General features: G+C 59.8%; 24 protein-coding genes. 12 read left to right on the top strand and 12 right to left on the bottom strand.

All coding sequences use genetic code 11. The annotated features are described in order from the left end of the window. Positions 1-32: 32 nt before the first annotated feature. Complete coding sequence (locus tag C9422_RS25855; protein WP_116582622.1) at positions 33-731, top strand: alpha/beta hydrolase; 699 nt, start codon at positions 33-35, stop codon at positions 729-731. Between the two features lie 3 nt (positions 732-734). Here C9422_RS25855 and C9422_RS25850 read toward each other — a convergent pair whose 3' ends face one another. Further along, the gene (locus tag C9422_RS25850; protein WP_116582621.1) at positions 735-1,097 is read right to left on the bottom strand and encodes an NUDIX hydrolase; all 363 of its coding nucleotides are present in this window, start codon (positions 1,095-1,097) and stop codon (positions 735-737) included. Between the two features lie 218 nt (positions 1,098-1,315). Between C9422_RS25850 and C9422_RS25845 the strand changes: the two genes are divergently transcribed. Next, positions 1,316-1,516, top strand: coding sequence for an SPOR domain-containing protein (locus tag C9422_RS25845; protein ID WP_116582620.1), 201 nt, complete (start codon positions 1,316-1,318; stop codon positions 1,514-1,516). A 48-nt stretch (positions 1,517-1,564) separates the two neighbouring features. Here C9422_RS25845 and osmE read toward each other — a convergent pair whose 3' ends face one another. Next, complete coding sequence (gene osmE, locus C9422_RS25840; protein WP_116582619.1) at positions 1,565-1,915, bottom strand: osmotically-inducible lipoprotein OsmE; 351 nt, start codon at positions 1,913-1,915, stop codon at positions 1,565-1,567. A gap of 13 nt (positions 1,916-1,928) precedes the next feature. After that, positions 1,929-2,168 (bottom strand): hypothetical protein, encoded by a 240-nt coding sequence (locus C9422_RS25835; protein WP_116582618.1) that lies wholly within the window; start codon positions 2,166-2,168, stop codon positions 1,929-1,931. A 279-nt stretch (positions 2,169-2,447) separates the two neighbouring features. Between C9422_RS25835 and C9422_RS25830 the strand changes: the two genes are divergently transcribed. After that, complete coding sequence (locus C9422_RS25830) at positions 2,448-2,783, top strand: hypothetical protein (protein ID WP_116582617.1); 336 nt, start codon at positions 2,448-2,450, stop codon at positions 2,781-2,783. Between the two features lie 134 nt (positions 2,784-2,917). Here C9422_RS25830 and C9422_RS25825 read toward each other — a convergent pair whose 3' ends face one another. Beyond that, positions 2,918-3,478 (bottom strand): Rrf2 family transcriptional regulator, encoded by a 561-nt coding sequence (locus tag C9422_RS25825; protein ID WP_116582616.1) that lies wholly within the window; start codon positions 3,476-3,478, stop codon positions 2,918-2,920. Between the two features lie 309 nt (positions 3,479-3,787). On the opposite strand from C9422_RS25825, the gene C9422_RS25820 reads away from it, so the two are divergent. The 4 genes from C9422_RS25820 (at position 3,788) to C9422_RS25805 (ending at position 8,365) form a co-directional block, all read left to right on the top strand. Next, positions 3,788-4,990 (top strand): NAD(P)/FAD-dependent oxidoreductase, encoded by a 1,203-nt coding sequence (locus C9422_RS25820; RefSeq protein WP_116582615.1) that lies wholly within the window; start codon positions 3,788-3,790, stop codon positions 4,988-4,990. Positions 4,991-5,128: 138 nt separating this feature from the next. Next, entirely contained in the window at positions 5,129-6,418 is a 1,290-nt protein-coding gene (locus tag C9422_RS25815) for an FAD-binding oxidoreductase (protein WP_116582614.1), read from the top strand. Between the two features lie 25 nt (positions 6,419-6,443). After that, positions 6,444-6,998 (top strand): helix-turn-helix domain-containing protein, encoded by a 555-nt coding sequence (locus C9422_RS25810; RefSeq protein ID WP_007976194.1) that lies wholly within the window; start codon positions 6,444-6,446, stop codon positions 6,996-6,998. A 20-nt stretch (positions 6,999-7,018) separates the two neighbouring features. Then, positions 7,019-8,365: a glutamine synthetase family protein gene (locus C9422_RS25805; RefSeq protein WP_007976195.1), complete on the top strand. Its 1,347-nt coding sequence runs from the start codon at positions 7,019-7,021 to the stop codon at positions 8,363-8,365. A gap of 300 nt (positions 8,366-8,665) precedes the next feature. Here C9422_RS25805 and C9422_RS25800 read toward each other — a convergent pair whose 3' ends face one another. From C9422_RS25800 to C9422_RS25780, 5 genes are all read right to left on the bottom strand, one after another. Further along, positions 8,666-10,018, bottom strand: coding sequence for a cytosine permease (locus C9422_RS25800; protein WP_116582613.1), 1,353 nt, complete (start codon positions 10,016-10,018; stop codon positions 8,666-8,668). Positions 10,019-10,023: 5 nt separating this feature from the next. Beyond that, positions 10,024-10,701, bottom strand: coding sequence for an isochorismatase family cysteine hydrolase (locus C9422_RS25795; protein WP_116582612.1), 678 nt, complete (start codon positions 10,699-10,701; stop codon positions 10,024-10,026). A 90-nt stretch (positions 10,702-10,791) separates the two neighbouring features. Continuing rightward, entirely contained in the window at positions 10,792-10,944 is a 153-nt protein-coding gene (locus C9422_RS32305) for a hypothetical protein (RefSeq protein ID WP_165824815.1), read from the bottom strand. 211 nt (positions 10,945-11,155) lie between these two features. Continuing rightward, positions 11,156-12,199: an LLM class flavin-dependent oxidoreductase gene (locus C9422_RS25785; RefSeq protein WP_116582611.1), complete on the bottom strand. Its 1,044-nt coding sequence runs from the start codon at positions 12,197-12,199 to the stop codon at positions 11,156-11,158. A 167-nt stretch (positions 12,200-12,366) separates the two neighbouring features. Further along, complete coding sequence (locus tag C9422_RS25780; protein ID WP_007976207.1) at positions 12,367-12,852, bottom strand: flavin reductase family protein; 486 nt, start codon at positions 12,850-12,852, stop codon at positions 12,367-12,369. A 323-nt stretch (positions 12,853-13,175) separates the two neighbouring features. Between C9422_RS25780 and C9422_RS25775 the strand changes: the two genes are divergently transcribed. After that, a complete protein-coding gene (locus tag C9422_RS25775) occupies positions 13,176-14,582 on the top strand; it encodes a cytosine permease (protein ID WP_116582610.1) in 1,407 nt (468 codons plus the stop codon). A 205-nt stretch (positions 14,583-14,787) separates the two neighbouring features. Here the strand turns inward: C9422_RS25775 and C9422_RS25770 are convergent, their stop codons facing one another. Further along, positions 14,788-15,408 (bottom strand): glutathione S-transferase family protein, encoded by a 621-nt coding sequence (locus C9422_RS25770; protein WP_116582653.1) that lies wholly within the window; start codon positions 15,406-15,408, stop codon positions 14,788-14,790. Between the two features lie 563 nt (positions 15,409-15,971). Between C9422_RS25770 and C9422_RS25765 the strand changes: the two genes are divergently transcribed. Further along, entirely contained in the window at positions 15,972-18,467 is a 2,496-nt protein-coding gene (locus C9422_RS25765) for a bifunctional diguanylate cyclase/phosphodiesterase (protein WP_116582609.1), read from the top strand. Positions 18,468-18,836: 369 nt separating this feature from the next. Beyond that, entirely contained in the window at positions 18,837-20,162 is a 1,326-nt protein-coding gene (locus C9422_RS25760; RefSeq protein WP_116582608.1) for an OprD family porin, read from the top strand. Between the two features lie 129 nt (positions 20,163-20,291). Here the strand turns inward: C9422_RS25760 and C9422_RS25755 are convergent, their stop codons facing one another. After that, positions 20,292-20,498, bottom strand: coding sequence for a hypothetical protein (locus C9422_RS25755; protein WP_116582607.1), 207 nt, complete (start codon positions 20,496-20,498; stop codon positions 20,292-20,294). Positions 20,499-20,513: 15 nt separating this feature from the next. Between C9422_RS25755 and C9422_RS25750 the strand changes: the two genes are divergently transcribed. Further along, a complete protein-coding gene (locus C9422_RS25750) occupies positions 20,514-21,614 on the top strand; it encodes a polyamine ABC transporter substrate-binding protein (protein WP_116582606.1) in 1,101 nt (366 codons plus the stop codon). Positions 21,615-21,819: 205 nt separating this feature from the next. On the opposite strand, the gene C9422_RS25740 is transcribed toward C9422_RS25750, so the two are convergent. Further along, a complete protein-coding gene (locus tag C9422_RS25740) occupies positions 21,820-22,608 on the bottom strand; it encodes a helix-turn-helix domain-containing protein (RefSeq protein ID WP_116582605.1) in 789 nt (262 codons plus the stop codon). Positions 22,609-22,692: 84 nt separating this feature from the next. Between C9422_RS25740 and C9422_RS25735 the strand changes: the two genes are divergently transcribed. Then, complete coding sequence (locus C9422_RS25735; RefSeq protein WP_116582604.1) at positions 22,693-23,691, top strand: bile acid:sodium symporter family protein; 999 nt, start codon at positions 22,693-22,695, stop codon at positions 23,689-23,691. Positions 23,692-23,963 lie beyond the last annotated feature (272 nt).

Raw genomic sequence — 23,963 nt, 5'->3', positions numbered from 1 at the left:
GAACAACCCCATCGGCAAACGGAGTCATGGTGATGAGTGACAAACCCACGATCGTGCTGGTCCATGGTTTCTGGGGCGGTGCCGCCCACTGGAACAAGGTCATCGCCAAATTGCTCAGCCGGGGCGACACGCACATTCGTGCCGTCGAATTGCCGCTGACTTCGTTGGCTGATGATGCCGAGCGTACGCGCAAGATGGTCGTCCAGGTGCCCGGTCCGGTGCTGCTGGTGGGGCATTCCTATGGCGGCGCAGTCATCACTGAAGCGGGGGATTTGCCGAATGTGGTCGGGCTGGTGTACATCGCCGCGTTCGCCCCGGACGCCGGTGAAAGTCCCGGCGGCATCACGCAACGGCACCCGCCTGCGGCAGCGGCCAACCTGATGCCCGATAGCGACGGTTACCTGTGGGTCAAGCCCGAGCTCTACCACGAGAGCTTCTGTCAGGACCTGCCGGCGACCGAAGGGTTGGTCATGGGCCTCACCCAGAAAGCGCCGCTGGCGAGCACCTTCGGCGACACCGTTGGCACGGTGGCCTGGAAGAACAAGCCATCGTGGTATCAGATCTCGACCGCCGACCGGATGATCGCGCCACAGAACCAGCAATGGATGGCCGAGCGGCTCAACGCCCGGGAGATTCTGACCCTGAACGCCAGTCATGCGTCATTGGCGTCGATGCCCGCCGAAGTGGCGGCCTTGATCGACAGGGCCGCTACGGCGTTTGCCAACGGCTAGGGCCTACAAGCGCCGCACATAGGCGCTGACGATACTGCGCATGGCGTCGCTGATGTTCAGGTTGTGTAGCGCATCCAGCGGGTGCCAGATGCAATCGGTGATTTCGTTCAGCGGTCGCAATTGCTCAAGGTTCAGCACCGATACCTCGAAGACGTGGTGTCGGGTGCCGTCCGTTTCCAGCTCCAGCACGTACATCAACTGGTCGACCCGCAGGCCGGTTTCCTCCCACAGCTCGCGCACGGCAGCATCGGCTGCGCTTTCGCCCCGTTCGAGCTTGCCGCCGGGCAGCGTCCAGCGACCGCCTTGCTTGCGTACCAGCAGTACATGCCTGTCCTGCTCGCAGATGATGGTTGCGCGTACTTTCATGGGTTACCCGGTGCCGTTGTCATGAAACAGGCATGGAACTGCAGCGTTCGGGCCTTCGCCGCGATTGCGCTGCCATCGGAGTAGTTTGAGCTGCCAATGTGACGAAAAGTGCCAGCGAAACAGGGAATTTCCACGGCGACGTCTGGTCGGTATTTTGGAGAAGGGTGGGTGTAAGGTAAGCAAGTCAACCTGATAGCACTGCCCAGGAGGAGGTGACCATGAGCGTATCGATGCTGAACAAAATGCACATGAATGGCTATGACGTATTCAGCGTGAACAACGGCCCCTGGCGGGTATGCACCCAGGGTGACCGGCTTGGCTCGTTCAACAGTCGAGAGGAGGCATTGGCGTTTGCCGCGTCACTGCCTGGCTACAGGGCGCGTGCCGGCAAGCCAGCAGGCAGCCATCAAACAAAATGACGTCAATCTCCTGTAGGAGCGAGCAAGCTCGCTCCTACAAATAGCGCGCTAGTACCCACCGCCTCCACTGGGCCGGGAGGGCTCCCGGGCCTTTTGCTGCGCGTGGCTCCATTCCGCGCAGGTCATGAAGCTCTTGTGGTCGACCATGCCATGGCCATCGAAACTGACGTTGTACGCCTGCTGATGGCCTTCGTGAGTCAGTTTGTAGTCAAAGCAGGTACCGGCTTCAACGGTACGGTCAGAGACCGCCAGGGGCTGGCCGCCGATTTGCCGGACTTGCTCGCGGGTCATGCCGGTGTCGACTTTCGCCACCAGCGGCTGGTCCTGATAGATCGAGTTGGTGCTGCAGCCTGGCAACGCGGTCAGTACGGCGACCAGCGTGAATAGAGGCCTGTTCATGGCAGCGCTCCCGCTATTGAGCCTTGTTGCGGCTAATGACCTTGGCTTTCACTTCCTCGGCATAGCCGGACAGTTTTTGTTCATCACCCTGAAACAAAGCACACAGTCTTTGCACGGCTTGCGCGTCGCCTTCGCTGCCAAGCTCGCGCAACCGCTGCTCAATGCGCAAAAGCTCCACCGCCGACCAGCGCAGGTCTGACGCAAGCCCTTGCAGGTCACGCCGAAGTTGCTGTTCCGAATCGTTAAGCCACATGATGACCTCCTGAATGCTGCACTCCGCAATTTTAGACCCGTTTACCGAACGGGATGTTGTGTTCGTCTGAGTCAGCGGGGTTTCCTTTGGTCGGGAAAAGCGAACAGGACAATGCGCTGTCCCGCTCTAGTGCCAGTGTTCTCAAGCCAGGACGACGTCAAATGACGGCCTGCAAGGAACTAAATGGGCAAAGTGATATCAATGACTCGCCGAATCGTCGGGATGGATGTACGGTCGGCGGCAAGCTACATTTTCTCTTTTCGAATTTAAGGAAGCAGCATGCGGATGTTGATGGGGGGAGTCGCGCTGGCATTGCTGGGCGGATGTTCGTTGCCGGCGTCGCTGGTACCGGGCGAGCCGAATGTCAGCAAGCACAGCGAAAAGACGCCAAAAGAATATGCGGCGTGCGTTTTGCCGGCCTGGCAGAAGGAAGTATCGAATACGACCCAGGTTTCGATTTCCAATGGCTACCGGATCACCGCACCGAGCGTGATAACGGCCGATGAAGTGCTGGATATCGTGAAATACAAGGATGGCAGCCAGATTTCGCTGTATCAGGGGCCACCTTGGGCCAAATCCGGCGACCTGCGCAAAATCGTGCGCGACTGCCTTTAAGCGCGAGAAGGTGAAAATCGGTCAACGACCGCTTTTCGCCTGAACCGAGAAAAACCGGATGCGTGGCGTGCATCCGGTTTTTTTATGGTTCATCACGTAATTCCGGGAAAATGTATATTTCGTAATCTGTGCCGTCAGTCTGAAAGGTTGGTCGCAGGAATGATCTGCTCACTGGCCTGGGCGCTGCTTTTCCTTTCCCGACGCTCGTTCATCCAGCTCTCCACCTTGACGCCGAATTCGGCCGGGGCCTTGCGCCCGAATTTCCTGGCGATGTCGAGGATGGTTTGCTGGGCGAGGGCCTCTTCCATGCGTTTTTGCGCAACCATCATCGCCCCATGGACCGCACACGGACCGTCCAGTGCCCAGGCCGGCGGGGTGCCGTCGAACACTGCGCAACGGCCACGGATTTCCCGGCAATCGAAGATCGACTTGTGGCCGTCGATGGCGTTGACGATATCCAGCAGGGTGATTTCGTCGGCGGGCCGGGCCAGCTTGAAGCCTCCGCGCATGCCTTCGGTGGCAACCACCAGCTTGCCTTTGGCCAGCTTGGTGAAGATCTTCGCCAGATAGTCCAGGGGAACACCTTGCAGTTCGGCCAGGTCGCGCACACTCGCTTCACGGGAGTCGCCACCGTTGCCGACGAGAAAAAGCAGGCAGTGGATGCCGTACTCGACACCCGCGCTGTAAAGAGACATACAAATCTCCGACTTGATTAGTCGCCAATTCTAACAGCCGAGCCTAAGCCAGGCAACGAATCGTCGCGCCCTGAAATTTTTTAGTCAGCTCGAAAAATCCCTGTCATCCGCGTCCTTGAGGCTTTTCTGCCGAAGCATCGACAGGTTCGATGGCGGCCATCAAAAAAAACGAGTTGCAGGATTTAACTAGGATCAATACAGTCGTAGTTGTTCGAGCGGCACAGGTCGACGGTTCTCGAAAAACACCGACCTCATGCCGGCTCCCGATGAGCGTGACTCACAACCCTTGTTTATCCCCTGGAGTTAAAGATGAAACAGCACATTCTGGTGATCGGCGCAGGTTTCGGTGGCATGTGGACCGCTTTGAGTGCCACGCGCCTGTTCGACATTCACGGCCACAACGACGTAGAAGTGACCGTGCTGGCGCCCCAGGCCGAGCTGCGTGTGCGTCCGCGCTTCTACGAACCGAACGCCCATCAACTGGCTGCGCCGATCGGCGATCTGTTCGATGCTGTAGGGGTCAGGTTCATCAAGGGTGCGGCGCAGACCATCGATGTCGAGCAAAAACAGGTCGGCTATGTCGATGCTGCCGGTGCCCGACAAGTCTGCAGCTACGACAAACTCGTTCTGGCCACCGGCAGCGGCCTGGCTTCGCCAAACACCCCGGGCGTGGCCGAACATGCATTCGACGTCGACCAGATCGAACAGGCCGTGCGCCTGGAAAACCACCTCAAGGCGCTGGCCAATCTGCCTGAAAGCAACGCGCGCAACACGGTGGTGGTGGCCGGTGGCGGTTTCACCGGGATCGAAACGGCGACTGAAATGCCGACCCGCCTGCGGGCCATCCTCGGCGACCGTGCCGACATCAATGTGATCATCGTTGACCGTGGCGATAAAATCGGCGGCTCGATGGGCGAGGAAATCGCCGAATCGATCGTCGAGGCCAGTGTGGCGACCGGCGTGAAATGGCACCTGAAAGCTTCGGTTGTGTCGGTCGATGCCAATGGCGTCACCCTGTCCGACGGTGCGCGTATCGATGCCAGGACCGTGGTCTGGACCACCGGCGTTCGCGCCAGCTCGCTGACCGAACAGATCCCGGCCGAACGCGATCGCCTGGGTCGCCTGCATGTCGACGCCCACCTGAAAGTGATTGGCCAGGACGACATCTTCGCCACCGGCGACGTCGCCTACGCAGCCAGCGACGAGATCGGCAACTACGCCCTGATGACCTGCCAGCACGCGATTTCGCTGGGCCGCCACGCTGGCAACAACGTGGCGGCGCAGATCCTTGGTGTCGCCCCGACGCCGTACAGCCAGCCCAAGTACGTGACCTGCCTGGACCTCGGCGCCTGGGGCGCGGTCTACACCGAGGGTTGGGACCGCCAGGTCAAGTTGGTCAAGCATGAGGCCAAGGTATTGAAGACCCAGATCAACACCCAGTGGATCTACCCGCCGGCGGCAGATCGATTCACTGCACTGGCTTCGGCGGATCCGATGATTCCTGTGGCCTGATTGATTCGAACATCGCGTCTGAACAAGACAATCCCGCTCGGGTTCGCCGAAGCGGGATTTTTTACGTCTCGATTGCCTGCATGAAATTAACCGTGTATTTTTTCATGAAATTAAAAATACAAAATTTCACGAGGCCGTATGTTTCAGCAATCCACCCGGCATGTCGCCAGTTACTACGCCCATAGCTGCGCCGATCGACTGGTTAATCGCACCGCACTGGAGGGTGAGCAAGACACCGAAGTGCTGATCATCGGGGCCGGTTTCAGTGGACTGCACACGGCGTTGCGCCTGGCGCTGGCCGGCAAGCGCGTGACCCTGCTCGAAGCCAGCCGGGTGGCCTGGGCCGCGTCCGGGCGTAATGGCGGGCAGGCGATTCTCGGCTGGTCGTGCGACATGCCACCGCTGGAGGCGGCGCTGGGATACGAGCGGGCGCGGCGATTGTGGGACGGCATGCGCTGGGCCGCGCGCGAATTGCGTGATCTGCCCGGCCGCCATGAATTCGATTGCGACTACCGCGCCGGCCATCTCTGGACCTCGGTGATGCCGCGGCGAGTGGGGCTGCTGACCGAGTGGCAGCACGAGGCCAGCCACAAGTGGGGTCACGACAAACTGCAATTCATCCCCCGGCAACAGCTGCCGCAATGGGTCGCCAGCGAGCGTTATCAGGCCGGCCTGTTCGACCCCGAGGGCGGGCATTTGAACCCGCTGAAACTGGCCCTGGGCCTTGCGGAGGCGGTTGAGCGGGCAGGCGGTCGTATCTACGAGCAAAGCAAGGCGCTGAGTTATGGCGAGGAGGGCGAAGGCTTCGTGGTCACGACCGAACGCGGTCGTATTCGCGCCGATGTGCTGGTGCTGGCGTGCAACGCCTACCTCGATCGGCTCGACCCGCAACTGGCCAGTTGCGTGTTGCCGGTCGGCACCTATCAGGTCGCGACCGCGCCGCTCACCAGGGACCAGGCCACTGCGCTGCTGCCGAGCAACGTGTGCGTGACCGACAACCAGTTCGTGCTCGATTATTTCCGCCGCACCCCGGATAACCGCCTGCTGTTCGGCGGCGGTTGCACTTACCTGGGCGGGATGCCCAAGGACATCGCCGCGGCGACCCGGCCGTTCCTGGAGCGGGTGTTCCCGCAACTCACGGGCGTCGAGCTTGAGTTTGCCTGGGGCGGACACATCGACCTGACCCTCAAACGCACGCCGGACATCGGACGGCGAGGCGATCTGTACTGGATGCAGGGCTATTCCGGGCATGGCGTGCTGCCGACGCTGGCCGCGGCGCGGGCGGTGTCCGACGCGATCCTCGGTCAACCCGACGAACTGTCCCTGTACCAGGGCCTGAACAACGGCAGTTTTCCCGGTGGTAAATACCTGGCCGCGCCGCTGGAAGCCATCGGCAAGGCCTGGTATCGACTGCGCGACAGCATTTGAAGCGACACTTTCTGGAAGCCTCAAGATGGACATGCAAGAAGAAATCTCGGCGCTGGCGATCCTGATCCAGGACCTGCGCAAGCACAAGAAGTACACCCTCAAGGAACTGGCGGACAAAATCGGCCGCTCCGTCGGTTTTCTGTCCCAGGTCGAGCGCGGCCTGTCGCGCCCGACGGTGGCGGACCTGACCGCGATCAGCGAAACCCTCGGCGTGCCGACCACCTATTTCTACAGCCTGCCCAAACCCATGGCCTTGTCCTGGGTCACCCGCCCGGACGAGCGCCGCACGCTGTACTACGCCGACGGCATCACCGACATCCTCGTTTCGCCAAAAATGCGCGCGTCCTTCTCGATGCTTGAAAGCCAGCTCGAACCCGGCGCCAGCAGCGGCGACCGGCACATGAAGGACAGCTCGGAGCAGGGTGGTTATGTCCTCGAAGGGCAACTGACCCTGTGGCTCGACGACAACGAACCGGTGACCTTGCATCCCGGCGACAGCTTTCAACTGGCCAGCCATGCGCACTGCCGCTACGGCAACCTGTCCGACCAACTGACCCGCGTGCTTTGGGTTTACACCTGATAACAACAAGGACCAAAACGATGGATGCCGTGTGCTCTGAACTGCTGGCCGAAGTTCGCAACTTCCGCCACTGCAACCCCGAAGTGCGTTATGTCGACCTGATCTCCCTGGACATTCCGGGGCATTTCTACGGCAAGCGCTACCCGATCGAGATGCTGGAAAAAGTCGCTGCCGGCAGTGCACTGAAGCTGCCGCAAAACTGCGTGCTGCTCGGCACCCAGGGCGGGCTGTTCAAGATTGGTGACTACTGCTTCAACGATGGTGACCCGGATGCGCTGCGGCGTTTGGTGCCTGGCACCTTGAAGCTGGTGACCTGGGAAAAGCAGCCTCTGGGCCAGATGCTGATCACCTCCGACGGCACGGAAAAACCCATCGAATTCGAACCCCGTGAAGTGCTGGCCCAGGTGCTGAACCGCCTGCACCGAAAAGGGATTTTCCCGGTGGTGGCCTTCGAGCTGGAGTTCTACCTGTTCGACAGCCGCTTGAAGGACGGCCTGCCGCAGTTCCCCCGTGATGAGCTGACGGGTGACGCTGATGATCAGCCGAACATGCACATCGAACGCTTGTCGCGTTTCGCCCCGGTGCTCGATGAGATGGTCGAGACCGCGCGAGCCCAAGGCATCGATGCCACGGTGATTACCGCTGAACTCGGCCCGGGCCAGTTCGAAATCAACTTCGGCCATTGCGATGACGGCCTGCGCGCCGCCGACTGGGCGGCCCTGTTCTGCCGCAGCACCCGAGGCGTGGCGCTCAAGCACAACCTGCGCGCCAGTTTCATGGCCAAACCTTACCTGCAACACCCCGGCAGTGGCATGCACGTGCACGTCAGCCTGTATGACCAGGCCGGCAACAACCTGCTGGCGGCGAACGGGCAGCGGGCGCTGCGCCATGCCGTGGCCGGTTGTCTGGAGGTATTGCCGCACTGCATGCCGATCTTTGCCCCGAACCACAATGCCATGCGCCGCTTGAGTGGCACGGTGAACGTTGCGTCCCGCGCCAGTTGGGGCTTCGAGGATCGCGATGCGTGCTTGCGCATTCCGGAGTCGGACGTCAAGAACCTGCGCATCGAACATCGCCTGGCGGGCGCCGATGCCAACCCGTATCTGGCGTTGGCGGCGATCCTGGTGGGGTTGGAGCAGGGCCTGGAAGGGGAGCGCGAGCCGATTGCACCGCTCAACGAAGACCGCGGCAGTGGCATCGATTTCCCGTTGGAAATGCTCGAAGCGGTGCAGTCCATGCAACATCATCCAGCCGTGCGCGAAGGCTTGGGGGCGGAGTTTGTGGACGTCTATTGCGAAAACAAACGTCAGGATCATTTGGCATTTCTGCATGACATCAGTGCGCGGGAGTATCGTTGGTTCTTGTAGTCGCCCTTAGAAAATATGTGGATATATAAGGGCTTAGAGCATTTAGTAACTGGATAGTGAATAAAAATATCTTGTTACAGGCCGAAATATTCCGTAATATCCGCGCCGCGTTCACCACCACGGTTTATGCATTTTTAAGTCCCGGGCGTCCATCAGCTGCCCGGGATTTTTTTTGCCTGGAATTTGGTCGGTCGTGAGAATCAAAAGATCGCAGCCTGCGGCAGCTCCTACAAGGATGTACGCCTTACCTTTGTAGGAGCTGCCGCAGGCTGCGATCTTTTTGCCGTCAAAGGGTGATCGCTACGCTGGTACGCTGACGCGCGCGGTCATTTTCATCAGCCAGTAGTAACTCAACGCCGGCACCAGCAACCCGACCACCCACGCCAGATCCACCCCGTCCAGCGCCGTGGCCACCGGGCCGACGTACAGCGTGGTGTTCATGAACGGAATTTCCAGGGCAATCGCCAGCAGGAAACTGCCGCAGGCAATCCGGTTGACCCGCCCGTAGATCCCGTCCAGGTCGAAGATGTCGTCAATCCGGTACTGCCCTTTGCGCAGGCAGTAGTAGTCCACCAGATTGATCGCCGTCCACGGGATCAGGAAGTAGCTCATGAAGAAGATGAAGTTCAGGAAGAAGTTGATGAAGTCGTCCTGACTGATGGTGCACAGGGCCGTGGCCACCAGGCTGATCAGCAGCATGAACACACCGCGCACCCGCGGCGTCACCTTGAGTCGGGCGAAAGGCTCGATCACGGTGATGGTCGACATGAACGCGCCGTACAGGTTGAACACGTTGATCGACACCTGGCCATAGACGATGAAGGCGAACAGCAGCACCGCGCCAGTGCCGAACAGACCGGCGACATGCCCGCCGACGTTGCTGGAAAAGTCGCCGATGCCGACGCTCAGGATCGCCCCGAGAATCATCATCCACGCGCCACCGCTGACCGTGCCGGCATAGCTGTACCAGAACACCTGGGCGGTCGGCGTATTGCTCGGCAGGTAGCGCGAGTAGTCGGCAACGTAAGGCGCGTAGGACAGTTGCCAGGTCACGGCGATGCTCACCGCCACCAGGAACTTCGACAACGAGAAGCCGGTTGGCAGCCATTGTTCGGCCGGGATCGGCAGCTGCAAGGCGAGCACCGTGGCGGCCACGAACACCACCAGCGACAGAATCGACAGCAGCTTCTGCAAACGGTGAATCAATCGATAGCCATAGAGGGCGACGACGAAGCACAACGCGCCGATCAGGTAGATGTTGCCGGACATCGGCAGCGGGCTGACGGACTCCAGCGCCTGGGCCGCGAGCAAGGTGTTGCTGACGAAGAAGCCCAGGTAGATCAGCATCACGAACAGCAGCGGCAACACCGCCCCCAGTACGCCGAATTGCGCCCGGCTCTGGATCATCTGCGGAATCCCCAGCTTCGGTCCCTGGGCCGAGTGGGAGGCCATGAAAATCGCCCCCAGCAACGAGCCGACGATGATCGCCAGCGCACTCCAGAACAGGTTGAGCCCCATCACCACCGGCAACACGCCGGAGGCGATGGTGGTGATGTTCATGTTGGCGCCGAACCAGATATAGAACAGCGACCCCGGTTTGCCGTGGCGTTCGGTTTCGGGGATGAAATCGATGCTTCTTTTTTCGACTTGCATGGCGATCACTCCTGAGTCCGGACGAGGCGGGATTGCAGACGGGCGATGGTGCCGGGAAGCTCATGGGGCTGGTGGGCAAACAGGTCCGGACGCTCGGGGATCAGGCTCAGGTAGTCGCGCTGTTCCAGGGCGCGCAGGCATTCGGTCGTGGTGAGGATTTCCAGCGAGTAGACCCAGTTGGCCATGATCAACAGGGCCGAATAGTGCCCGGCCTCAGTGGTCGTGGTGCAGGCATCGCTGACCAGGCGCACGCGATAGCCCAAGGCGAAGGCATCGAACACGCTGGTCAGGACGCAGACGTCCGTGAGTACGCCGCAGATGATCAGCGTGTCGACCTCCATGGCCCTGAGTCGGGCATCGAGGTCGGTGCGGTGAAAGGCACTGTAACGGCCCTTGTCGATGATCCATTCACCGGACTGCGGCGTCAGCGACTCGATGATTTCCACTTGCCGGGTGCCGGCGCGGTAACTGCCGGGGCCACCGTCGGCGGCCAGGGGTTCACCGTGGGGCAGATCACTGCCGTCGGCCTGATTGATGTGGCGGGTATAGATGACAGGCATCCGCTGATGGCGGGCGGTGTCGAGGAGGGCGGCGGTATGGGCGACCACCCTGTCGAAGTTCTCCAGGACGAAACCGTCCTCCTGCTGCATGTCGATGATCAACAGCGCGTTGTTATTGTTCATTGGGCAAACCTGATCAAAGGCGAATACAAGACACCGCACGCGCCAGGCCATGGCGAGACGCGGGGTGCGTGATTGGCTGTTCGGGTGGGCTCAGTGAACTATTTGCCAGAAGCCGTTCTGCTTGGCCGAAACGCTGGCGCGCAGACGCTTGAAATGCAGGTGCGAGGCGGTCCATTCACCGCGCAGGTAAGCCCGCGCGGCGCCGGAGGGAAGGGCGAGTGATGGGAGACGACCAGTGATCATTGGAATCGACTCTTGTGGGGGCGAGCCTGCTCGCGAACGCGGTGTGTCCGGTACACCAATCCCTGTGGGAGCGGCGGTGCGGCGATCCGACTTGCCCGCGAAGAGGCCGGCACATCCAACATTAATGTCGTCAGGGGCACCGCTTTCGCGAGCAAGCCCGCTCCCACAGTTGAGATGTGCTGGTCCCCAGTCTCGCATCCTGGCTCAGGAATCAGCGAAACGCTGGCACCACATGCTTGATAAACAGCTCCAGGGATTTTTTCTTCTCCGCGTGGGGCAGGCTGTTATCGCACCAGAAGCTGAATTCGTCCACGCCCAGTTCCTGGTAGTACTTGATGCGCGGAATGATTTCTTCCGGGGTGCCGATCATGGCGGTCTTGTGCAGGCTCTCGAGTTCGAACTCGGGGCGACCGGCGAATTTCTCTTCCGGGCTCGGCGCAAGGAAGCCGTTGACCGGGGTGGTCTTGTTGCCGAACCAGGCATCGAAGGTGCGATAGAACTTCGAGATCGCCTTGGCCCCGACTTTCCAGCCTTCTGGATCGTCGGCGGTGTGCACGTGGGTGTGACGCAACACCATCAATTGCGGGCGCGGCACGCCAGGGTTGTTGTCCAGGGCGGCCTGGAATTTGTTCTTCAGGTCGAGGACTTCTTCGTCGCCTTTCATCAGCGGCGTAACCATGACGTTGCAGCCGTTGGCCACCGCGAAGTTGTGCGAGTCCGGGTCGCGGGCGGCGATCCACATCGGCGGGTTCGGTTGCTGGATCGGTTTGGGCACGCTGGTGGAGGTGGGGAATTTCCAGATGTCGCCGTCGTGGGCGTAGTCGCCGTTCCACAAGGCTCGCACCACCGGAACCATTTCCCGCAACGCCTGGCCGCCGGAGGAGGCTGGCATGCCGCCGGCCATGCGGTCGAACTCGATCTGGTAGGCGCCACGGGCCAGGCCGACTTCCATGCGACCGTTGCTGATCACGTCGAGCAACGCGCATTCACCGGCCACCCGCAGCGGATGCCAGAACGGCGCGATGATGGTGCCGGCACCCAGGTGAATGGTGGTGGTCTTGCCCGCCAGATAAGCCAGCAACGGCATCGGGCTTGGCGAGATGGTGTACTCCATGGCGTGGTGTTCGCCGATCCACACGGTGCTGAAACCACCGGCTTCGGCCATCAGCGTCAGTTCGGTCAGGTCTTCGAACAACTGGCGGTGGCTGACGCTTTCGTCCCAACGTTCCATGTGTACGAACAGGGAAAACTTCATGACACTTACCTCGGATCTTTTGTTGTTGGCCTGTCGACTGCGGGCCTGATGGATATTGGTATACCATAATACGAATTGAGTGGTAAAGATCGCAGCCTGCGGCAGCTCCTACAACGAGATGCGTTTGCCCCTGTAGGAGCTGCCGCAGGCTGCGATCTTTCCAATGGTCAGGCCAGAACAGGCAGGGCACCCATCTTGCCGTGGCAATACACCAGTGGCCCGCTGCTCTGCTGGGGCACGATCAGGTTCTTCACCGCGCCGACCATGATGGCGTGGTCGCCGCCTTCGTATTCGCGCCACAACTCGCATTCGATGACCGCCGTGGCGTTGGCCAGGATCGGGTTGCCCAACTCGCTGAGCGTCCACTCGATCCCCTGGGCCTTGTCCTTGCCTTTGCGCGCGAAGGCATAGGCTTCGCTTTGCTGGCCGCCGGACAGCACGTGGATCGCAAAACGTTTGTTCCTGATCAGGACCGGGTAGGAGTCGGAGCTGTAGTTGGGGCAGAACAGCACCAGGGCCGGGTCCATCGACAACGAGCTGAAGGCGCTGGCGGTCAGGCCGACGATTTGCCCATCTTCATCGAGCGTAGTGATCACGGTCACTCCGGACGGGAACGAGCCCATGACTTGTTTGTAGATGGCGGCATCGATCATTGGACGGTCCTCGGGTGGTGTGACGCGTTTTTATATGTTTGTAGGTATGATGGTATACCGTAATACATCGATTGCAAGGTCTTTTTGAGTGAACCGATAAACGTACGGCTTTCGTCGAAAACCCAATGATTACGGGGCTATTGGCTAGCAAATGTGGGCGTGAATCGGGCAGGATACCGGCTCAGATGCTTGTTCAAAGACCGGATCAGTCTTGTTTAAAGTTTGGAATACCATAATATGGTCCGCATCTGAGGGGCGGCCAGAGAGTCCCCCCGGTTTGGCTTCATACAAAGATAAGAACAGACAAACTCGAGTCCATGCACATGTCCCAGATGTCCCGGCAAGATCCGTTGATCGAGAACCACACGGTCGACTATGTTCCACTCGCAGAGCGCCATGGGAAGGCCCGCGATCTTTTCACTCTGTGGTTCAGCACCAACATCGCGCCACTGCCCATCGTCACCGGCGCCATGGTGGTCCAGGTGTTTCATCTCAATCTGTTCTGGGGCCTGCTGGCGATTGCCCTCGGGCACATGGTCGGCGGTGTGGTGATTGCGCTGGCGTCGGCCCAGGGGCCGTGCATGGGCATTCCGCAGATGGTCCAGAGTCGTGGTCAGTTCGGCCGCTACGGCGCGCTGCTGATCGTGTTCTTCGCCGCCTTGATCTACATCGGTTTCTTCATCTCCAACATCGTGCTGGCTGGCAAATCGATTGTCGGCATTGCGCCGTCGGTTCCGGTACCGGCGAGCATTCTGATCGGCGCCCTCAGCGCAACGGCCATCGGGGTGATTGGTTATCGCTTCATCCACACCCTGAACCGCATCGGCACCTGGGTCATGGGCAGCGCGTTGCTCGCCGGTTTCCTCTACATCTTCGCCCACGACCTGCCGGCGGATTTCTTCACCCGCGGCGGGTTCAACCTGTCGGGCTGGCTGGCCACGGTTTCGCTGGGCATCATCTGGCAGATCAGCTTCTCGCCGTATGTGTCGGACTACTCGCGCTATCTGCCGGCGGACATCGGCATCACCCGGCCGTTCTTCGCCACTTACCTGGGGGCGACCCTGGGCACGATCCTGTCGTTCACCTTCGGTGCCGTGGCGGTACTGGCGACGCCCGAAGGCACTGAGGCAATGGCGGCGGTCAAGCAGTCCACCGGTTGGCTGGGGCCGATCCTGATGGTGCTGTTCCTGCTCAACATCATCAGCCACAACGCCCTGAATCTGTATGGCGCGGTGCTGTCGATCATCACCTCGATCCAGACCTTCGCCAGCCAGTGGACGCCGAGCATCAAGGTGCGCGTGGTGTTGTCGGGCATCGTCCTGGCGGGTTGCTGCGTGGTGGCGCTGGGTGCCTCGGCGAACTTCATTTCGCAGTTCATCGGCCTGATTCTGGCGCTGTTGCTGGTGCTGGTGCCCTGGGCGTCGATCAACCTGATCGACTTCTACCTGATCAAGCGTCGCCGCTACGACATCGCCTCGATCTTCCGCGCGGACGGCGGCATCTACGGGCGCTTCAACCTGCACGCGATCATCGCCTACTTCATCGGCATCATCGTGCAGCTGCCATTCGCCAACACTTCACTGTATGTCGGGCCGTACGCCAATCTGGTGGACGGCGCGGACCTGTCGTGGCTGGTGGGGCTGGTGGTGACGTGCCCGTTGTATTACTGCCTCGCTACGCGAAGCCAGGCGCAGGAAAGCCGTGCGATGAAGTTCGGCTACACCGACTGAGGCAAAATCGTTGGGTGTTCGATTGAAAATGCCCGGCGCGTCGCCGTCACTGTAGGAGCGAGCTTGCTCGCGATGGACTCAAGAGCGCTGCGTTTAGTCAGTAAACACGCGGCATCGTTAACGACCATCGTCGGAACGCCGCCCGGAGCAAGCTCGCTCCTACAGTGACGGCGGCGTGTCGGGCATTTTTGTGTTCGCTGATCGCTCAGGAATGCTTGAACACATTCAGGCCGCGTTGTACCGCCGGCCTGGCTTCGACCGTGTCGAACCAGCGCGATAGTTGTGGCAGCAGCTTCCAGTCCAGCCGGTCACGGAATGCCATGGCAATGGTGAACGCCGAAATGTCGGCCATGGAAAACTGTTCGCCGGCCATGAATTCGCCGGTCAAAAAACTTTCCGAGTAGGTCAGTTGTTCGATCACCCGCAGATCGATGATCGCCGCCGCTTTGTCCTGGCCTGCCTGGTGCAGGAAAAACGCGGCATGGCTGGGGGCGATGACATCGGTCACGAAAAAGAAATAGCGGTCGATCACCCGGGTGCGCACAGGTCCCGGCTGCGCCGGTGCCAGTTTTCCGGGGGCAATGGAGTCGGCGTACTGGATGATGGCGTTGGACTGGTTGATGACCAGCGTCGGCGTCGTCCCGTGATCGATCAGGGTCGGCACTTTCCCGGCCGGGTTGAGCGCCAGGAAGTCCGGCCCGCGGTGCTCCTGTGCATACAGGTCGAGCTTGCGTGCCGTGTAGGCGATGCCGGCTTCTTCCAGGGCAATCGCGGCCCGCAGACTGTTGCCAGTGCTGGCGCCGTACAGCTCGATTTGATCGTTCAGAAGTTGCGCCGCCTTGTTAACCGTTATATCTGTTTTATCTTCCATAAATCAGTCACTTATCTGATCTAATTTTTTCACGTGTTTTTTACGCGTGCAACGAGTGAGTGACTGCCAATCTGCCTCGTCCCATGGCAACCCTTCATTTGAGCGTTCGTCAAAGGTGGAGATTAGTCTATGACGGTCAACTGCCGACATTATCTGCCTTGCTGGGGAGAGTCGTTGCAAATGCGCTGCGTCAAGGGCTGCTACCGACCTGGAGCAGTCGGCGAACGGAATAATTGCAAATTAGTGGCTATGCTTGAATTGCTGTCGAAACTGATCAGGCAGTCCGGCAGGCTGCTTGGAAATGACCCGTCGGGATCACTCAGGATCGAATCGACTTTCGCTACGGTGCGGCTGGGCGCTTCGGAGAGTAAAAAAATTCACCATGAAATTCAGCATCGTCAAATGCATTGCTTAGTGTCGAATACTTGGTTGGCGTAGCACTTGAGACGTATAGCTTCTGGTTTCCGAATACCGCTTCTATTGGTCAATTTAGAAGGATTATGTTTGGAGATTGTGAAATGGATTTTTTCGGGAGTAAAAGCGCCGCACAGCACGCCATTCCCAGCCGTTCAAACAAGCCGCGCTCGACCAAATGGCACCGCATGTACTTTTTTCTTGCGGGATTCGACGTGCTGGTTGTTGTGCTGAGCGTGCTATTGAATCACCTGATCGTCGATACCTATCACCGCTCCATCAAGGCAAACCAGTCGTGGGTGCAACAGCTGTCGAGCTATTCAACGCTGGGCAGCCTGGCTTCCTCAGTCAATGCGCCGGGCAATAATGTGTTCGATACACATCATGTTGAAGCCGAATCGCGGAACATGAATGAAGCCTTGCGCGCCTTCAACGAGCATTTGGCAATGGCCAAAAAACAGTTGGAAGAACGGATCGCCCATGAGGCTGAACACAGTGCAGATATACAAGCCTTTTCCCTTGCATTGAAGGATGAGGTGGGTGCAGTAGATGCCGCGATGGTCGAAATGGTGAACGAGGCCTTGCTGATCTTTTCCTACTTCAGGGAGGGGCAGTCGGATAATGCCGGCAAGCGCATGGCAACGATGGACAGGAAGTATGCCCAGTTGCTCGCCTCACTCAGCACCGTGCGCGATCGCGTTGGCCTGATTCAAAGCAGGCTCCTGGAGGAGGAGCTTGAGTCGGTCGAGGAACTGCGCCGGGTCGAATACGCGATCATGGTGTTCGTACTGTTGATGGTCAGTGCGGCCGTTATCTATGGGGGCAAGATCAGGCGCGAAATGGAATCGCAAGCCGCGGAAAGGGAAGGTTATCTGGCAGTGCTGCGCGAAAGCGAGATGCAGGCCCGCCAGCAAGCATCGCTGCTGGACAAGGCCCAGGACGCGATTGTCGTTCACGGGATGGATAACCGCATCCTGTACTGGAACAAAAGTGCCGAGCGTCTCTACGGTCTGTCAAAGGAAGAGGCACTCGGCAAATCGGCACAGGAGTTGATCTACCAGGGTAGCGCCGCTTTCAATGCGGCCACTAACAGCCTGATAGAAACGGGTGACTGGGCGGACGAAGTTACACTTCGACGCCAGGATGGCCGCACCATCACGCTCGAAAGTCATCGAACCCTGGTGCGAGACGATGATGGCCAGCCGCAATCCGTTCTGTCGATCAATACTGACATCACCCACCGTAAGACAGCTGAGCAAGAGGTCCAGCGCTTGGCTTTCTACGATCAGTTGACCGGGCTGGCCAACAGGCGGCTCATGTTGGACCGGTTACAGCATCTGCTGGCAGGCAGCTCCCGTAGCCTGCATACGAGCGGGATAATTCTCATTGACCTGGATAACTTCAAGGCACTGAACGATACGTTGGGGCATGACAGAGGCGACATGTTGCTGCAGCAAGTTGCTCTGCGCCTTTGCGGCTGCATACGCGAGAGCGACACCGTGGCTCGCCTGGGCGGAGACGAATTCGTCGTCCTGATGGATGGCCTTAATGAGAACCCTCGAGAAGCAGCTATCCAGGCCAAGGCTGTTGGCGAAAAGATTCTCGACGCTCTGAACATTTCCTACCAGTTGGATGGCTATGAGCACCACAGCACCCCCAGCCTCGGCATTGCGCTGTTCCAGGGGCAGCTGAGCACAGTGGACGATATTATGAAGCGCGCTGACCTGGCGATGTATCGAGCCAAGGCGGCGGGCCGCAATACCATGCGCTTCTTCGATCCGGAAATGCAGGCGGTTGCCACGGCACGCGCCAGGCTGGAAGTAGACTTGCGCCAAGGCTTGCAGAACAACGAGTTCCTTCTTCATTACCAGCCGCAGGTCAATAGTGAGGGCCGTATCATTGGCGCAGAGGCACTGATGAGATGGCAGAATCCTGAGCGCGGAGTCGTGTTTCCAGGCGAGTTCATTCCATTGGCAGAGGAAACGGGGTTGATTCTGCCGCTAGGCCGTTGGGCGCTGCAGGCCGCCTGCGCTCAACTGGTTGCCTGGGCAAAGCATTCGGAAACCGCCCGATTGGGTATGGCTGTGAATGTCAGCGCCCGCCAGTTTCACCATCCGGACTTCGTCGAGGAGGTACTGCAAGTACTGAGATGCACGGGGGCCGATCCGAAGAAATTGAAACTGGAACTGACCGAAGGCCTGCTGATAGAGGATATTGAAGGTACTGTCGCCAAAATGATCGAGTTGAAAGAGATCGGCATAGGCCTTTCGCTGGATGATTTCGGAACCGGCTACTCGTCACTGTCATACCTCAAGAGCCTTCCGCTGGATCAACTCAAGATCGACCAGTCCTTCATCAGGGATGTGCTGGTTGATTCCAACGACGCCGCCATCGCCTGCGCGATTGTGAGCCTGAGCCAGATATTGGGGCTTTCGGTGATTGCAGAAGGTGTGGAGACAGAAGCTCAGCGCACCTTTCTGGTCAAGCATGGCTGCCAGACCTATCAGGGCTTCCTGTTTTCTGCGCCACTGCCAGCCGAACAATTTGAGAAATACGTTCACGAAAGATCAATGGCGAGCACTGATTTCCCACGGACGTAGACCAAGTCGCCATAACTTCGCAGGTGCCTGGGAACGTCTGCTTTCGGCTGTGGATTCAACCCACTGCCGGCGAGGTCGGCAGGATGAAAATCCGCTGCACCGATATGCAAAAACAGTGATCGTCCATACCCCTGCACGACAAGGCTTATCCCTCCACGAAAACTACTTTCACCGCGTTTGATAATAGCCTGCCGAAATGTTTTAAGAGTTTCACAAGCCAGTCAGTAAACCCTCACCTCGAACAATTCGCATCACTCATCGAGCGCGCCTGTTGTCGCGTTCGTGTTGAGCGCTGTTGCGTGGGCGGCAATCGGGTCCTGCCTGGCGGTGAAACCTTCAAAAACGATAAGAAACACCCAGGAGCACCCTATGTTCAAACGCGCGATTCCCACCGCAGTCCTGTTGGCCACCGGTTCGCTGTGTGCACAGGCGGCCGATTCCGCCACCCATGGTTTTCTTGAAGACAGCAAGGCCAGCCTGTCGATGCGCACCCTGTACTTCAACAGCGACAATCGCGATGGCGCAGCGGATCCTTCGAAAACCGAAGAGTCGGCCCAGGGCTTCGTGTTGCGCTATGAGTCCGGGTTTACCCAGGGCACGCTAGGGTTCGGGCTCGATGCCCAGGCGTTGCTCGGTATCACGCTGGACAGCGGAGCGGGGCGCCATGTCGGTAGCGGCATGATTCCTTCCGACGGCGACGGCGCGGCCGACACCTGGAGCAGCTTCGGCCCCACGGCGAAGATGCGCCTGGCCAGGACTGAATTTCGCTACGGCACCTTGCTGCCGAAGTTGCCGATCCTGTTGGCCAACGATGCGCGTGTGTTGCCGCAATCGTTTACCGGTGCGCAGGTCACTTCGAACGACATCGATGGCCTGACCCTGACCAGCGGTGTGCTCGAGCACGCGGTCGGGCGTGCCTCGACCGACCGTACAGGGCTGTCGGTCGCCGGCAGTACCCAGGACAGCAACAAGTTCTACTACGCCGGCGCTGACTACAACCTCAGCAAAAGCCTCAAGACGCAGTATTACTTCGCGCAGCTGGAAGACTTCTACAACCAGAGCTTTCTCGGCCTGACGCACATTCTGTCCATCGACAGCGCCAGCTCACTGACCACCGACCTGCGCTACTTCCGCACCACGTCCAGCGGTGCCAACAGCACAGCCTCCGGCCGTGCGCAAGGTTATCGGGTATCCGGTTACACCGACGACAACGACGGTGAAATCGATAACAGCACCTGGGTGGCGATGGTCACCTACACCCATGGCGGGCATGCGGTGTCGGTGGGTCATCAACGGGTGGGCGACGGCAGCAACTTCGTCCAGCCCAACCAGGGCAGCCTGGTGGACAAAGGGGCGGGTGGCGGCAGTGTCTACCTGCCCACAGACAAGATGATCCAGAACTTTGCCCGCGCCGGAGAGCAGACGAACTTCGGGCAATACACCTACGACTTCGCGCCCATGGGCGTGCCAGGCCTGAAAGCCTCGATCGCGTACCTGAAGGGCACGGACATCAAGGCGCAAAACGCCAGCGATCAGTCCGAATGGGAGCGCGACATGACCCTGGACTACGTGTTGCAGTCGGGCACGTTCAAAGGGGTGGGGTTCACACTGCGTAATGCCAAATCGAACACCGACGCCGGTCGCAATGTGGACCAGAGCCGGTTCATCATCAACTACACCTTGTCATTGCTGTAATCACGCACATCCCCCTGTGGGAGCGGCGGTGCGGCGATCCGACTTGCTCGCGAAGGCGGTGTGTCAGGCGACATTGTTATTGAATGTGCCGGCCTCATCGCGGGCAAGCCCGCTCCCACAAAAAACGATTCATGGACTGGCCGCCGCACTGTCGCATCGCTGATCAATGCGGACAGGTATTTTGGCCGTTTCGATCTCCTTTTGGCCTGACTCACGCTGTGAACCGGCCACGCCCTCGGCAAGAATCACAACCAGAAACTTCACTTCCTTGCCCTTGGCAATTTTCAAGGCTGCTGCCGTGTACAGAACATAAAAACCATCGAACTCACGCCACACTTGGGGAAATGCTCCATGGACTCAATGAAACGCATACTGGGCGCCACCGTTTGCGGACTGTCGCTGCTGGCCAGCGCGGTGCACGCCGAACAGCACGAATTGCGGGTGTACAACTGGGCGGACTACATCCTGCCGTCCGTACCCAAGGATTTTGCCAGGGACACCGGGATCAAGGTGACCTGGGACACCTTCGACACCAACGAGTCCCTGGAAGCCAAGCTGCTCACCGGCAACTCGGGCTACGACCTGGTGGTGCCCTCGAACCAGTTCATCGAAACCCAGATCAAGGCGGGCGTGTTCCAGAAACTCGACAAGTCCAAGTTGCCGAACTGGTCGCACCAGGACCCGGCGTTGCTCAAGCTGCTGGACAAGAACGACCCGGGCAACCAGTACGGCGTGCCCTACATGTACGGCACCGTGCTGATCGGTTTCAACCCGGCCAAGGTCAAGGCGGCGCTGGGCGAGAATGCGCCGGTGGACAGCTGGGACCTGGTGTTCAAGCCCGAGAACATGGAGAAGCTCAAGGCCTGTGGCGTCGCGATGCTCGACTCGCCGTCGGAGATCCTGCCGCTGGCCCTGCATTACCTGGGGCTGGACCCGAACAGCCAGAACCCGGATGACTACGAAAAAGCCAAGGCGCTGATGCTCAAGGTCCGTCCTTACGTTACCTACTTCAACTCCGCCAAGTACATGACCGACATCGCCAACGGCGATATCTGCGTGGCCATCGGTTACTCCGGCAGCTTCTATCAGTTCGGCAACCGCGCCAAAGAGGCGGGTAACGGTGTGGTCGTCGACTGGCGCCTGCCCAAAGAGGGCGCGCCGATCTGGTTCGACACCTTCGCCATCCCCAAAAGCGCGAAGAACGTCGCCGAGGCCCACGAATTCCTCAACAACCTGCTGGACCCGAAAGTCATCGCACCCATCAGCGACTTCCTCGGTTACCCGAATGCCAACAAGGACTCGCTGGCGCTGATCGACAAGGACATCACCGGCAACCCGAACCTGACACCGACCCGCGAGGCATTGAATACGCTGTACGTCGTGCAGCCATTGCCGCAAAAGCTCGAACGGGTGCGCACGCGGGTGTGGACCAGCATCAAGTCCGATCAGTAACCCGAATCCCTGTAGGAGCGAGCCTGCTCGCGAAAGCGACCTGACAGTCAATGCATGTGTCGACTGCCACACCGCCATCGCGAGCAAGCTCGCTCCCACAGGTTTTATGTGTCGAGCACAGGTTTTGTGCGCACCCATGAACCTGTGGGAGCGAGCTTGCTCGCGATGGCGGACTGACAGGCAACAGAGATGTACGGCGCAAGGCTCAGCGAAAAAACTCCCCCGGCGTTTCACCAAACTGCTGACGAAACGCCGCAATAAACGCCGACGTCGAGTCATAGCCACAAGCCAGCGCCACGTCGGTCACGCGCTCGCCCTGTTCCAGGGGTGTCAGGGCGCCGAGCAGGCGCAAACGCTGGCGCCAGGCGCGAAAGGTCAGGCCGGTGTCGCGCAGGAACAGGCGACTGAGGGTTTTCTCGGTGACACCGAATCGGTCGCTCCAGTGACTGAGGGTGGTTTGTTGCTCGGGGTGCGACTCCAGGCTTTGCGCGATTTGCCGCAACCGGCTGTCCTGGGGCAGCGGCAGCATCAGGTCGATCTGCGGGGCCTCAGCCAACTGATCGAGAATCACCTGGGCCAACCGGCCGTGCGCGCCATCCTGGTCGTACTCCACCGGAATCTGACTGAAGGCACGGATCAACTCGCGCAACAGATCACTCACCGCCAACACATGACAGCCCGGTGGCGCCCAGGTCGAGACGCTGCAATCGATGTACAGGCTGCGCATTTCCGTGCGCGGCGAACTGAACACCCGGTGCGGCATGCCCGCCGGAATCCACACCGCACGCTCCGGCGGGGCGACGAAGCGCCCGACGCCGGTCTGGATTTCGAGCACGCCCTGGATCGCATAGGACAGCTGCACCCACGGGTGGCTGTGGCGCCGGGTCAGGGCGCGATTGGGCAGCGATTCGGTACGGCCGTAGAGCGGCCTGGGCAGGCTGGACAGCCCGGGAATACTGCGCCGGATACTTTTGTCATGTCCTTTAGGCGGCATCGGTGGGCTCATCGGCGTTAGTCGGTAATATCCAGTCACGTTAGAGTCGCTTTCACGTACTGGCAACCCCCGGATGATCAACCCATGACGCGCCCCCGTTTGTTACCCGACAACTTCACCCTGACCCTGATCGGCGTGGTCGCGCTCGCCAGCCTGCTGCCTGCCAGCGGCCAGGTCGCGGTCGGTTTTGGCTGGCTGACCAACATCGCCATCGCGCTGCTGTTTTTCCTGCATGGCGCCAAGCTGTCCCGCGAGTCGATCATTGCCGGTGCCGGGCACTGGCGCCTGCATTTGCTGGTGTTCAGCCTGACCTTCGTGCTGTTCCCGCTGCTCGGTCTGGCGCTCAAACCGCTGCTGTCACCGCTGATCGGCAACGACCTGTACATGGGCATGCTCTACCTGTGTGCGCTGCCCGCCACCGTGCAGTCGGCGATTGCCTTCACTTCGCTGGCGCGGGGCAACATCCCGGCGGCGATCTGCAGCGCGGCGGCGTCGAGCCTGTTCGGGATTTTCCTCACGCCCTTGCTGGTGACCCTGCTGCTGAATGTGCATGGCGAAGGCAGCTCGACCCTCGACGCCATCCTCAAGATCAGCGTGCAGTTGCTGCTGCCGTTCATTGCCGGGCAGATCGCGCGGCGCTGGATCGGCAACTGGGTGGGGCGCAACAAGAGTTGGCTGAAGTTCGTCGATCAGGGTTCGATTTTGCTGGTGGTCTACGGCGCGTTCAGCGAGGCGGTGATCGAAGGCCTCTGGCACCAGATTCCGTTGCTGGACCTGGTCGGGCTGGTGGTGGCGTGCTGCGTGGTCCTGGCGCTGGTGTTGGTGGCCTCGGCCGTACTGGGCAAGGCGTTCGGCTTCAATCAGGAAGACCGCATCACCATTCTTTTCTGCGGCTCGAAGAAAAGCCTGGCGACGGGTGTGCCGATGGCGCAGGTGTTGTTTGCCGGTAGCACCATTGGCGTGTTGATCCTGCCGTTGATGCTGTTCCACCAGATTCAACTGATGGTCTGTGCGGTGCTGGCGCAGCGTTTTGCCAATCGGCCGGAATCGATTCCGGAACTGATGGCCCAGGTCGATCCCTGAAAATCCCGGGAACCTGTAGGAGCCAGCTTGCTGGCGATTGACTGTAGGAGCCAGCCTGCTGGCGATGGACTGTAGGAGCCAGCCTGCTGGCGATGGACTGTAGGAGCCAGCCTGCTGGCGATGGACTCCAGTGCGCCGCGTACATCCAGCTAACCCGCGTTATCGTTAACGACCATCGCTGGCAGGCCAGCTCCTACAAAGAACCGCGTTCATCCAGTTCACCCGCGTAATCGTTAACGACCATCGCTGGCAGGCCAGCTCCTACAAAGGAC

The organism is Pseudomonas sp. B1(2018) (genome assembly GCF_003097365.1).
In the GTDB taxonomy this organism is placed as follows: Bacteria; Pseudomonadota; Gammaproteobacteria; order Pseudomonadales; family Pseudomonadaceae; genus Aquipseudomonas; species Aquipseudomonas laurylsulfatiphila.
This window is presented reverse-complemented; position numbering and strand designations above follow the sequence as displayed.